Origin of the sequence: Streptomyces sp. E2N166, from assembly GCF_003671715.1 — a bacterium.
Taxonomy (GTDB): domain Bacteria; phylum Actinomycetota; class Actinomycetes; order Streptomycetales; family Streptomycetaceae; genus Streptomyces; species Streptomyces thinghirensis.
The window spans coordinates 79968-91333 of the sequence record NZ_RAIF01000027.1 but is presented as its reverse complement, the minus strand read 5'-3'; the positions used below and the strand labels follow the sequence as shown (position 1 = coordinate 91333).

Below are 11366 nucleotides of genomic sequence, written 5' to 3'. Positions count from 1 at the left end.
CCCCTGAGCGACTCTCGATACACCCACAGTCACGGAGGTTGCACGATGGATCGTGAGGGACGACTGAGCGCCGCGGTGCGCGCGGCCAACGACCGGTCGTTCACGGACGCGTTGACGGCGCGGGCGCTGGTCGCTCTGCCGCCGCCGTCCGAACCGGTGGCCGGCTGCACCACCTGCACGCAGCTGGCCGTACTGCGCGCGCATGCCCGGGCCGTCGGCGACGGCAGCGCCGAGACCGACGCCGACGTGCTGCTGGCCCGGCACCAGCGACAGGGGCACGAGCGGACGCGCCGCGTCTTCCGGTACGTGCCGTTCGTGATCGCGCAGGACCCGTCGGCGCTGCCCGAGTACGAGGCGCGCTGCGTGTCGGGGGACGAGGCCGACTGCGGTGCCTCCTCCGGGCCTTGTCCGGGTCCGGAGGAGGTGGAGGAGTGGCAGCGCGGGCATACACAGGAGACCCGGCACCTGCGCTACCGGCGCCTCTTCGCGGACTACGCCGTGCTGGAGCCGGTCATGGGCGGGCCGGGGTCCCCTGGAGCCACAGGTCGCACTTGTGGTCCTGGGGGAAGGTCGTCGACCGTGTGATGGCGTCCGGGGCGAGCACCTGCACCTTCGGGTGCTGGTTCCAGCGCGGGGCGTCGGCCGCGTACGGGACGCCGGTGTGCGCGAAGTTGGTCCAGTAGCCCATCATCTTCGCCGCGAGGGCGTTCTGGGCGGGGGTGCCCGCGACGGCGCCGAAGACGTACCGGATCTCGGAGCCGTGCGGGGCGCCGAGGGGGAAGCTGAGCGGCAGGTTCAGGTAGTCCATGGCCTGGCGGTCGGCGAACTCGTACTGGTAGGAGCGGGTGTGGTCGGCCATCAGCTCCGCCGTGCGGGACTGGAGGCAGGCGAACTGCGAGTCGGTGAGGACCGCGCCCAGGGCCTCGGCGGGGGTGCCGTACCCGGACAGCGGGTAGCGGGCGAGGATCGCGTCGGACCGGTCGCCGTAGAGGGCGCGGACGGCCACCGGGTATCCGGCGGCGGTCAGCCGGCGGCCGGCCAGCTCGTACGTGGTCGCCACGGTGAGGCGGCCCTCGTCGGCGGTGGTGCCCTGGAGGACGGGGACGCGGTGGAAGCGGCCCTTCTCCAGCGCGTCCGTGATCTGGAGCGGCAGTACGCGGCCGTCGACGTTGGGGACCCAGCGGGCGCCGGGGTTCAGTGAGGCGGTGAGCAGTTCACCGGCCGGTTCGGCGCGCAGGCAGGCCACGTCCGCGCAGCCCAGCGAGTCGGCCCAGGAGGCGCCGGTGCGCTGCTGCGACTCCTGGGTGGGCAGGGGGAAGCCGCAGCCCGACTGGGCGATGGCACGGTCGTACAGGCCGAGCGTGCGGGGTGACACGAGGTGCTGGCAGACGCTGCCGCCGCCCGCCGACTCGCCGAAGATCGTCACGTTGCCCGGGTCGCCGCCGAACGCGGCGATGTTCTGCCGCACCCAGTGCAGTGCCGCCTGCTGGTCGAGCAGGCCGTAGTTGCCGGAGACGCCTTCCGGCGACTCGCCCGCCAGGTCCGGGTGGGCGAGGTAACCGAACGCGCCGAGGCGGTAGTTGAGGGTGACGACGACCACGTCGCCGCGGGCGGCCAGTTCACCGCCGTCGTAGAAGGTCCCGGAGCCGATGGTGAAGCCGCCGCCGTGGATCCAGACCATCACGGGCTTCTCGCGCGAGGAGCGCTCGGCGGGGGCGTGGACGTTGAGGTAGAGGCAGTCCTCACTGGGGGTGCCGGGTCCGGCCAGGTCGCCCCAGGGGGTGGACGAGTCCGCCTGCATGCAGGGGTTACCGGGGGCCGTGGCGTCGCGGACGCCCGTCCAGCGCGCGGGCGGGGCGGGCGGCTTCCAGCGCCTGTCTCCGACCGGCGGCGCGGCGTAGGGGATGCCCAGGTAGGCGTTCGCGGACTCGCCCGTCTCGCCCCGCACCTGCCCGTACCGGGTGGTGACGGTCGTATCGTCCGCCGCCGTGGCTGCGGGTGCGGCGCCCAGACCGGCCGCCGACAGCAGGACCGCGCCGGCCAGCGCCCCGCGCAGGCGGCGCCTCCACGGTGACGGGCCTCGCGTCGTCCTTCCTGCCTTGCGTCTCGTGAGCGGAGCGGACATCGGCACCTCCGGGTACGGGTCGGGTGGCACGGTCACCGCAGTGTCGGCGTCCCGGCGCCTTCTCCGCATCGCGTAAATCACCAGTCACGCCCACGGCCCCATACCCTCGACGCGATGACGAACGACCGCCGTCTGCGCACTGTCGACCTCGCCCGCCTCGCCGGTCTCTCGACCCAGCAGATCCGCAACTACGAGGCCGCCGGCGTGCTCCCCCCGGCCGGGCGGACCGAGTCCGGTTACCGGGTCTTCGGCGAGGCGCACCGGCTCGCGCTGCTGACGTACAGAGGTCTGCGGGAGGGGTACGGGCCGGTGACCGCGACGCAGGTCATGCGGGCCGTGCACGAGGGAGACGTCCCCGGCGCACTCGCCCTCGTGGACGCCGCACACGCCGCCCTGCACGAGGAGCGGGTCTCGCTGCGGGCCGCGAGTGAGGCGCTGGAGGCGCTGGCCGGTGAGGAACCCGGGGTACCGTCCCGTTCCGGTGCCGGCCTGCGCATCGGTGAAGTGGCCGAGCTGATCGGCGTACGGACGTCCGCGCTGCGGGTGTGGGAGGCGGCGGGGCTGCTCGCGCCCGGGCGGGAGCGGGGCACGAAGTACCGCGTGTACGGGCCCGCCGACGTGCGCGACGCGCGGGTCGTGCGCACCCTGCGCCGCAGCCACCACCTGTTCGACCACATCAGGCCCGTCCTGGAAGGGCTGCGGCGGGAGGGGAGCAGTACCGCCCTGCGGGCGGCGATCGCCGCCCGGGAGCAGGCGCTCACGGCTCGCACGCGGGCCACCCTCGACGGCGCGGGCCGACTGCACGCGTATCTCGGCGACTTGCACCAGTGACACCCTGCGTGGTTAATGGATCACTCACTGACGGCCCATCAGCCTACGGAGGATCAGGAAGACGATGGAGAGCGCTCCGCCACCGGGTCCGAGCACGCAGCCCCCGCAGCAGGTGTTCCAGCCGCCCGGCCAGAGAACCGAGCCACCGGGCCAGTACGACATCCCGCCGCCGCCGGCCGTGCCACCGCAGGCCGTGCGGGGCATCGACCTGCGGGTCAGCAAGCGTCTGCTGTGGGTCGGCGCGGCGGCGTACCCGCTGCAGAACATCACCCGGGTCTACACCTTCACCATGACGCCCCGGCGCAAGGAAGCCACGCTGCTGTTCCTCAAGCGCACGGCGCTGATCCTGTCGGTGGCCTTCGGACTGACCATCGTCGCCGGACTGACGGCGCTCGCGGACAGCTCGACGGCCGGCGGCATCCTCACCTTCGTCTGGCTGGGGGCCATCGCCGCGCTGGTGTTCAGCATCGTGGAGCTGTTCTCCGTACTGACGGCACCGGCCCAGTACGTCCTGGCGGTGGAGACCTCCGGGCCGTCCCTCGCGATGGTGACCAGTGCCGACCCGCACCACCTCGACCGGCTCGTCGCGCCCATCGTGCAGGCCATCGAGAACCCCGAGGCGGAGTTCCACGTCAGCGTCGAGCAGCTCCTGGTCAATCCCAGGAACTACTACTTCGGCGACAACGTCAACATGTACGGCGGATCGGGAAACGTGGGGGTGGGCCACAAATAAGCGGCGACAACTACTACTTCGGCGACAGCGTCTCGATGCACGGAGGTCTCGGCAACACCGGCATCGTCAAGAACCAGGCGGCGCCCGCCGGGTCCGAGGCGTCTCCCGCCCTGGAGGCGGCGATCCAGCAACTCGTCGAGCTGGTGCGCGAGCTGCGCAACGAGGTTCCACCGGCCAGCGCGCAGTCCATCGACGACTGCCTGCCGGACATCACCACCGCTCCCGGCACCCAGCCGCAGCAACGGCACCGCGCCCTGATGGCGGTGGCGGGCATCGCCGCCACGGTGGGAGCGGTCGGCCAGCCCGTCGTCGAGGCCGTGAACAGCGTCCTCGGGCTGCTCGGCGGCTGACGACGCGGCCCCCGTACCGCCGTTCGAGGGGCCATCCGTTCCGTTGAACCGTGCCGACACACCATGTGCGCGGTCGCGGGCTCGGCATTCCCTTGGTCGGGTCTGTACATCTGCGAACGGAGACCCCTCGTGCGACTGACCGACATCCACCGCTGCGAGATCCGGCCCGGGCGCCTCGTCGAGTGGACGCTCAGTCCGGCGACCGTCGAGGTCGCGGCAGCGCTGCCCGAGGACGCGCGGCCACCGGCGTACATCCAGGAGTCGCACATCCGGACGGCCCGGTCGGTCCGCGACGACGGCCTGTTCGTGCCGACCTGGCTCGGCACGGCCTTCGACATCCCGGGCCCGGTCGACCTGGACGCGCTCCAGGAGGCGCTGCGCGCCTGGACCCTGCGGCACGAAACGCTGCGCAGCGGCTTCCGCTGGAGCGGCGGGACCGGGGACGCGATGCGCCGGTTCACGCTGGCGGCGGACGCCGTGTCCCTGCACCGCGAGGACGTCGGCGACTTCCCGGACGCGACCGAACTGGCCCGCCACCTCCGGGACCGCTTCGACACCGTCGCGGACGCGCTGCGCTGGCCCAACCTCATCTACACGGCCGTCGTCCGCGACGACGGCGTCAGCGTGTACATGGCGTTCGACCACAGCAACGTCGACGCCTACTCCATCTACCGCATCCCCGCCGAGATCCACGAGTTGTACACGGCGGGCGTCGAGGGCCGGACCGTGCCGCATCCGCGGGTCGGCAGCTACGTCGACTTCTGCGAGGCCGAGCGGGCGGACGCGGACCGGATCGACGGCGGCCACGACGTCGTGTCCCGCTGGCGGGAGTTCATCCGGCGATGCGACGGGCGGCTGCCGTCCTTCCCCGTCGACCTGGGCGTGGAGCCCGGCGGGACGCTGCCCGAGCAGAAGCTGCTGCGCGAGCCGCTGGTGGACGCGGCCGACGCCGCCGCGTTCGAGGCGTACTGCCGGCCCCACGGCGGCAGTCTGGTCGGTGTCCTGGCCGCCACCGCGCTGGTGGTCCACGAGATCGGCGGGGAGCCCGTCTACCGCACCGTCGTGCCGTTCCACACCAGGTCGCGGTCCCAGTGGTCGGAGTCGGTGGGCTGGTACGTGGGCGGCGCGCCGATCGAGGTCCCCGCGTCGCGCGCCCAGGACTTCCCGAGCGCCCTGCGCACCGTCCGGGCCGAGCTACAGGCCAACCGACGGCTGTCCCGCATGCCGATCGACCGGGTGCTGCGCCTGCTCGGTACGGACTTCCGACCCACCTCCCCCGACCTGTACTCGATCGTGTCGTACGTCGACGCCCGCGACGTCCCGGGCGCCGGGCGCTGGCCGGACCTGTCGGCGTACGCCCTGCTGAGGGTGTCGTACGGCGACCAGGTGTGCGCGTGGGTCACCCGGCTCCCGGAGGGCCTGTGGTTCGCCGCCCGGTACCCGGACACCGACGTCGCGCACAAGAACCTGAGCCTTTACGTGGAGCGGCTGCGGGACGTCGTGACGAACGTCGCCCGCGGCGGAGCGCATCAGCCGTAGACGAGCCGCCTGGGTGAGCGTCCGGTTCAGAAACCGACGGACTGGAGGGCACCCAGGCCCACGTCCGCGTAGGAGTGCTTGCCGGATACGAAGATGTTGACGCCGTAGTAGTTGAACAGCCAGCAGCCGAAGGCGGCCAGTGCCAGGTAGGCGGCCTTGCGGCCCTTCCAGCCGGCGGTGGCGCGGGCGTGCAGGTAGCAGGCGTAGGCGACCCAGGTGATGAAGGACCAGACCTCCTTGGGGTCCCAGCCCCAGTAGCGGCCCCAGGCGTCGCCCGCCCAGATCGCCCCCGCGATGATCGTGAACGTCCACAGCGGGAAGACGGCGGCGTTGACGCGGTAGGAGAACTTGTCGAGGGAGGCGGCGGCGGGCAGCCGGTCCAGGACGGAGCTGGCGAAGCGGCCGGGCTCGCCGCCGTTCGCGAGCTTGTTCTCGAAGCTGTCCTTGAAGAGGTACAGGATCGTGCCGACCGCGCCGACGTAGAAGACCGCGCCGCAGAAGATCGCCGTGGAGACGTGGATGTACAGCCAGTACGAGTGCAGGGCCGGGACGAGCTGGTCGCTGGCGGTGTAGAGGACCGTCACCGCGAGGCCGAGGTCGAGCAGGACGGTGGTGGTCAGCGGCAGGCCCAGCCAGCGGACGTTCTTCCTCATGGCGAGCAGTACGAGGTACACGCCGGCGGCGACCGTCGTGAACGTGATGTTGAACTCGTACATGTTGCCCCACGGCGCCCGCTTCACCGACAGGGCGCGGGTGAGCACGCCGCCCGCCTCGATGGCGAAGGCGAGCACGGTGAGCGAGATGGCGATACGGCCGTAGAGGTCGCCCTTCTCGGTGCCGCCGTGCGCGCCGGGCCCGTCGGGCACGTCCCGGGAGCCGGCCGCGGCCCGGACGACGACCTTCGGCCGCTCCAGCACGGCGGTGCCGCCGGCCTTCTTCACGGTGACGGCCGGGGCGCCCTTCGCGTTCGCCTTCCCCTCGCCGGTCGCGGTGAGCGCGGCGGCGGTGCGGCCGACCTTGCTGCGGCTGCCGAAGAGCCACTCGGCGATGTGGGCGAAGAACGCGAGGGTGTAGACCGCCATCGCGGAGTAGATCAGCGTGTTGCTGAGGTTCGCGAGGTCCTCGTTGGCCGCGGCGGCCAGTTGGGTTGCGGTGGCGAGAGTCACTTCTCAGCCCCTTCGGCAGGTACGACGTGGGTGTCGGGGGAATCGGGGGTGTCGTCGTCGTTCTTCGGTGCGTCGGAGGTGTCCGGTGCGTCGGGCGCCTGCTCGTAAAGGATCGCGGCGAGGTCGCCGAGCTCCTCGGGTACCTTCGCGGACTCGCTGCGCCCGAGGCCGGCCATCTCGACGACCGTGACGCCGTCGGCGCCCCTGACGGCCCGGACCCAGACGCGGCGGCGCTGGATGAACAGGGAGCCGGCGAGGCCGAAGATGGCGGCGACCGCGCCGGCGAGCGCCCAGCCGCTGGCGGGCTGCTGGGTGACCTGGAAGCCGGCCCACTCCTGGACGCCGTCGAAGGTGACCGTGCCGGCACCGTTCGGGAGCGTCATGGTCTCGCCGATCTTGAGCTGCTTCTTGAACAGCTCGCCGTCGGAGTCCTTGAACTCCTTCAGGTTCTTCTTGTCGAGCTGGTAGATGCTCTTCGCGAAGCCCGCGTCGACACCGAGGTCTCCGTGGTAGGCGGAGAGCGCCAGCATCGGGTTGGTCAGCGCGGGGAAGGCCGACAGCATCGTGCTGCCCTCGCCGCCGTAGGTGGGGAGGAAGAAGGCGTTGAAGCCGAGCTGTTCCTTCTCGCCCTCGGCGTTGCGGTAGCCGTCCCTGACCATGACGGCACCGGAGGAGGTGACGTTGGAGTCCAGCGGCAGCAGGGCGGTCGCCTCCCTGTCCATGACGACGTTGCCCTTGGCGTCCCTGATGGTGAGGATGGGCGCGTAGCCGTGGCTGACGAGGTAGACCTTGGAGCCGTCGATCTCCAGCGGCTCGTTGACCTTGATGGTGGTCGTCTTCTCCTCGCCGTAGGCGCCTTCGCTGTAGTCGACCTCGGCCTCGTAGACGCGCGGGGTGCCCCGGTTGGGGCCCGTCGCCTCGTAGGTGCCGCGGAAGTTCTTCAGGGAGAAGCTGAAGGGGGCGAGGTCGTGGTCCGGGTCGAAGAGGTTGCCGGACTTGAAGTCGTCGTACTGGGTGAGGGTGTTGGAGAAGCCGTCGCCCTCCAGGATCAGCTTGTTGCCCTCGTACTTGAACAGCTGGCCCCAGGCGAAGGCGATCAGCATCACGATCAGCGCGATGTGGAAGGCCAGGTTGCCCACCTCGCGCGCGTAGCCCTTCTCGGCGGCGACGGCGTCACCGACGGTGTGGGCGCGGAAGCGGCGCTTCTTCAGCAGCATGAGCGCGGCTTCGCGGACCTGCTCGGGCTCGGCCCCGGTGCGCCAGGTGGTGTACGCCGGGAGCCGGGTCAGGCGCCGGGGGGCGCCGGGCGGGCGGCCGCGGAGCTGGCCGACGAACTGCCAGGTGCGCGGGACGATGCAGCCGATGAGGGAGACGAACAGCAGGATGTAGATCGCGGAGAACCACACCGAGCTGTAGACGTGGAAGAGGCCGAGCGCGTCGTAGAGGGGCCCGAGGATGTCGTGCTTCTCGCGGAAGTCCTCGACCTTCAGGGCGTCGACACCCTCCTGCGGGATCAGCGAGCCGGGGATCGCGCCCAGCGACAGCAGCAGGAGCAGCAGCAGCGCCACCCGCATCGAGGTGAGCTGCCGCCAGAACCAGCGGGCCCAGCCGATGACCCCGAGGGCGGGGAGGCCCGGCGCCTCCTCCTTGGGGGCGGTGGAGAGCTGGGAGCCGGCGGCGCCGAGTTCCTGCTCCTCGCCCGCCGTGGGGATGTCCTCCGGGGTGCCCTTCGGGGCGTCCGTCGGGGTCTTGCCCGTGGTGGTCTTGCTCATCGGTCAGATCCCTACAGTGAAGCCGTTGGACCAGGTCTGCATGTCCTGCACGATGCTGTCCCACACGCCGGTGAGGAGCAGCAGCCCGGTCGCGATCATCATGATGCCGCCGACCCGCATCACCCAGACATAGTGGCGCTTGATCCAGCCGAAGGCGCCGAGCGCCTTGCGGAAGGCGACCGCGGCGAGCACGAAGGGCACGCCCAGGCCGACGCAGTAGGCGACGGTCAGTATGGCGCCGCGGCCGGCGGTGCCCTGGTCGGCGGAGAGCGCCAGGACGGACGCGAGGGTCGGGCCGATGCAGGGCGTCCAGCCGATGCCGAACAGCGCGCCCAGCACGGGGGCGCCGATCAGGCCGTTCACGGGCTTCTTGTGGAAGCGGAACTCGCGCTGGGTGAGCCAGGGCATCAGGCCCATGAAGAAGACGCCCATGAGGATCATGAAGACGCCCAGCACCTTGGTCAGGACGCCCTGGCTCTCCTGGAGCGTCTGGCCGAAGTAGCCGAACAGCGCACCGCTGGAGACGAAGACGGCGGTGAAGCCGAGGACGAAGAGCGACGCGCCCGCGACCATCCGGCCGCGCCGGGCCTCGGCCAGATCGGTGCCGGTGACCCCGGTCACGTAGGAGAGGTAGCCGGGGACGAGCGGCAGGACGCAGGGTGAGAAGAAGGAGACGAGGCCGCCGAGCAACGCGATGGGCAGGGCCACCAGCAGGGCGCCGTTGAGCACGGTGCCGTTGGTGCCCGCCACGGCGAGCGTGGACAGTGCGCTCACGTCACTTCCCCGACTCGCCGGACTTCGCGGACTCGGCGGACTCGCCGGATCCGTCTGTGAGGAACGGCTCCAGCATCTTGCGGAGCTTGTCCTCGCTCAGCGCCTGGAGAGTGCGCGCGGCGACCTTGCCCTCCCGGTCGATGACGAGCGTGGAGGGGATGGCCTGCGGGTTGAGCGTGCCCTTCTCGAAGCGGAGCATCAGCTTGCCGGCCGGGTCGTACAGGCTCGGGTAGCTGACCCCGAACTCCTTCTCGAAGGCGCGGGCCGGGCCGGTGGACGTGTCCCGGGTGTTGATGCCGACGAACTGGACGCCCTGGTCCTTGACGTCCTGGTAGACCTTCTCGAAGTTCTTGGCCTCGGCGCGGCAGGGCGGGCACCAGGAGCCCCACACGTTGAGCACGACGACCTTGCCCTTGTAGTCGTCGACGTCCACGTGTCCCCCGTCGACCGTCTCGCCGGACAGGTCGGGGGCGTCGGCCCGCTCACCCTTGTCCACGGTGGAGATGCCGTCCGCGCCGGTGACGAAGCCGGTGTTGCCTCCGCCGCCCGAGGTGCCGCCGGAGCCGCAGGCGGTGGCGAGCAGCGCGACCGCGGCGGCGCCGGCGGTCAGGGCGACGCGGCGACGGGCGCGGGCGGCGGTGCGGTTCGAGCGCAGGGGGGCGCGGCTGGCGGCACTCATGTGAAAAGTTTCGCATGTCCGTTCCGGGGATCTTGCGCACCCCCCTCACGGGCGGAAACCCGCATTTCAGGCGGCGTTTCCGGAGGAAACCGGTGCCTCCTTCAGGAAGGCCTTCCAGCCGCCGGCCGGCTGCTGTCCGACCTCGACGGTACGGAGCTTGGCCAGCACTTCCGGCTTCTGCACGTCCAGCCAGTCGGAGAACTGGCGGAAGGAGACGAGCCGGATGTCCTCGCCCTTCTCCTTCTCCCGCGCGATGTGCTTGAGCGCGTTCTCGACGGCGTCCATGTAGATGCCGCCGTTCCACTCCTCGAAGTGGTTCCCGATGAAGAAGGGCGCCCGGTTCGACTCGTACGCCCGCTTGAAGCCCGATATGTACGAGTTCGTGGCCTGTTCGCGCCAGCCCGGGTAGTTGTGTGCGGGCGCCTTCGTCGAGTTGACCGACTGGTTGGCGAGGATGTTGTAGTCCATCGAGAGGACCTCGAAGGAGTGTCCGGGGAAAGGTATCTGCTGCAACGGCAGGTCCCAGATCCCGTCCTTCTTCGCCGGCCACACCTGACGGCCGCCGGGCGAGGAGGCGTCGTAGCGCCAGCCGAGCTCGCGGGCGGTCGGCAGCAGCTTGTCCTGGCCGAGCAGACAGGGCGTGCGGCCGCCGACGAGTTCCTTGTCGTAGTCGAAGGGCAGGGACGGCAGGCCGGTCCAGCCGGTGTTGGTGCGCCACTCCTTCACGAAGGACTTCGCCTGGTCGATCTCGCTGCGCCACTGCGCCGGCGTCCAGTTCCCGACCGAGCCGCCGCCGCCGCAGAAGTGCCCGTTGAAGTGGGTGCCGATCTCGTGCCCGTCCAGCCAGGCCCGGCGGACGTTGGTGAGCGTGTCCTTGATGTGGGCGTCGGTGAGGTAGCCGATGTCGGAGGCACCACGCGGGTTGTTCGGCGGCTCGTAGAGGCGCTTCTTCGACTCGGGCAGCAGATACAGGCCCGAGAGGAAGAAGGTCATGTGCGCGCCGTGCTCGCGGGCGAGGTCGAGGAAGCGCGGGAAGAGCCCGTTGCCGACCTCCCCCGCCCCGTCCCAGGAGAAGACGACGAACTGCGGGGGCGTCTCGCCGGGCTCCAGCGGCACGGGCGCGTCCGGCTGGTGCGGCTGCCTGCCGGTGTACGACGTGGAGCCGTCGCCGATGGGCCGGGCCGGGGCCTTGCCGCTGCCCGAAGGCGAGGGCTTCCCGGAACCGCCCGCCTCGTGGGAGCCGTCCGACGATGTGTGAGAGCCGGTACCGCAGCCCGCGAGCCCGGCCGCGGCCGCGGCTCCCGCGCCGAGTCCGAGCATCCCCCTGCGGGTGAGAGTGCGGGTGGAAGTGCGCATCGCAACCTCGTTCGTCACGTCCTCTGGTGGTCACCCAGTCA

11 protein-coding genes are annotated in these 11366 nt (G+C 71.1%); 5 read left to right on the top strand and 6 right to left on the bottom strand.

The window, feature by feature from the left end; genetic code table 11:
- Window positions 1-45: 45 nt before the first annotated feature.
- Window positions 46-585: a hypothetical protein gene (locus EBH09_RS39105; RefSeq protein ID WP_238697386.1), complete on the top strand. Its 540-nt coding sequence runs from the start codon at window positions 46-48 to the stop codon at window positions 583-585.
- On the opposite strand, the gene EBH09_RS20885 is transcribed toward EBH09_RS39105, so the two are convergent.
- Window positions 512-2125: a carboxylesterase/lipase family protein gene (locus tag EBH09_RS20885; protein WP_121748677.1), complete on the bottom strand. Its 1614-nt coding sequence runs from the start codon at window positions 2123-2125 to the stop codon at window positions 512-514. The two genes, EBH09_RS39105 and EBH09_RS20885, sit on opposite strands and share 74 nt — an antisense overlap.
- A 114-nt stretch (window positions 2126-2239) precedes the next feature.
- Between EBH09_RS20885 and EBH09_RS20880 the strand changes: the two genes are divergently transcribed.
- From EBH09_RS20880 to EBH09_RS20865, 4 genes are all read left to right on the top strand, one after another.
- A complete protein-coding gene (locus tag EBH09_RS20880) occupies window positions 2240-2956 on the top strand; it encodes a MerR family transcriptional regulator (RefSeq protein ID WP_121748508.1) in 717 nt (238 codons plus the stop codon).
- A 64-nt stretch (window positions 2957-3020) separates the two neighbouring features.
- Window positions 3021-3689 carry a DUF6232 family protein gene (locus EBH09_RS20875; protein WP_238697385.1) on the top strand — a complete coding sequence of 223 codons (669 nt, stop codon included), beginning with the start codon at window positions 3021-3023 and terminating at the stop codon, window positions 3687-3689.
- A 35-nt stretch (window positions 3690-3724) separates the two neighbouring features.
- Window positions 3725-4039, top strand: coding sequence for a hypothetical protein (locus EBH09_RS20870; RefSeq protein WP_345940950.1), 315 nt, complete (start codon window positions 3725-3727; stop codon window positions 4037-4039).
- Between the two features lie 129 nt (window positions 4040-4168).
- Window positions 4169-5578 (top strand): condensation domain-containing protein, encoded by a 1410-nt coding sequence (locus EBH09_RS20865; RefSeq protein WP_121748507.1) that lies wholly within the window; start codon window positions 4169-4171, stop codon window positions 5576-5578.
- A gap of 26 nt (window positions 5579-5604) precedes the next feature.
- Here EBH09_RS20865 and ccsB read toward each other — a convergent pair whose 3' ends face one another.
- The 5 genes from ccsB to EBH09_RS20840 form a co-directional block, all read right to left on the bottom strand.
- Window positions 5605-6744, bottom strand: a complete 1140-nt coding sequence (gene ccsB / locus EBH09_RS20860; protein ID WP_121748506.1) for a c-type cytochrome biogenesis protein CcsB — start codon at window positions 6742-6744, stop codon at window positions 5605-5607.
- Window positions 6741-8516, bottom strand: coding sequence for a cytochrome c biogenesis protein ResB (locus EBH09_RS20855; protein ID WP_238697384.1), 1776 nt, complete (start codon window positions 8514-8516; stop codon window positions 6741-6743). The genes ccsB and EBH09_RS20855 overlap by 4 nt, the downstream gene beginning before the upstream one ends.
- Before the next feature lie 3 nt (window positions 8517-8519).
- Complete coding sequence (locus EBH09_RS20850; protein ID WP_193776446.1) at window positions 8520-9290, bottom strand: cytochrome c biogenesis protein CcdA; 771 nt, start codon at window positions 9288-9290, stop codon at window positions 8520-8522.
- A gap of 1 nt (window position 9291) precedes the next feature.
- On the bottom strand, window positions 9292-9969 hold the full coding sequence (locus EBH09_RS20845) for a TlpA disulfide reductase family protein (RefSeq protein WP_121748505.1): 678 nt from the start codon (window positions 9967-9969) through the stop codon (window positions 9292-9294).
- Between the two features lie 66 nt (window positions 9970-10035).
- Window positions 10036-11325 (bottom strand): hypothetical protein, encoded by a 1290-nt coding sequence (locus EBH09_RS20840; RefSeq protein WP_121748504.1) that lies wholly within the window; start codon window positions 11323-11325, stop codon window positions 10036-10038.
- Window positions 11326-11366: the final 41 nt, after the last annotated feature.

Bases quoted from the DNA above. Each gene is read 5' to 3' on its own strand.
- EBH09_RS20880 (WP_121748508.1), top strand. From the start codon at position 2,240: ATGACGAACGACCGCCGTCTGCGCACTGTCGACCTCGCCCGCCTCGCC.
- EBH09_RS20870 (WP_345940950.1), top strand. From the start codon at position 3,725: ATGCACGGAGGTCTCGGCAACACCGGCATCGTCAAGAACCAGGCGGCG.
- EBH09_RS39105 (WP_238697386.1), top strand. From the start codon at position 46: ATGGATCGTGAGGGACGACTGAGCGCCGCGGTGCGCGCGGCCAACGAC.
- EBH09_RS20855 (WP_238697384.1), bottom strand. From the start codon at position 8,516: ATGAGCAAGACCACCACGGGCAAGACCCCGACGGACGCCCCGAAGGGC.
- EBH09_RS20875 (WP_238697385.1), top strand. From the start codon at position 3,021: ATGGAGAGCGCTCCGCCACCGGGTCCGAGCACGCAGCCCCCGCAGCAG.
- EBH09_RS20840 (WP_121748504.1), bottom strand. From the start codon at position 11,325: ATGCGCACTTCCACCCGCACTCTCACCCGCAGGGGGATGCTCGGACTC.
- EBH09_RS20845 (WP_121748505.1), bottom strand. From the start codon at position 9,969: ATGAGTGCCGCCAGCCGCGCCCCCCTGCGCTCGAACCGCACCGCCGCC.
- EBH09_RS20885 (WP_121748677.1), bottom strand. From the start codon at position 2,125: ATGTCCGCTCCGCTCACGAGACGCAAGGCAGGAAGGACGACGCGAGGC.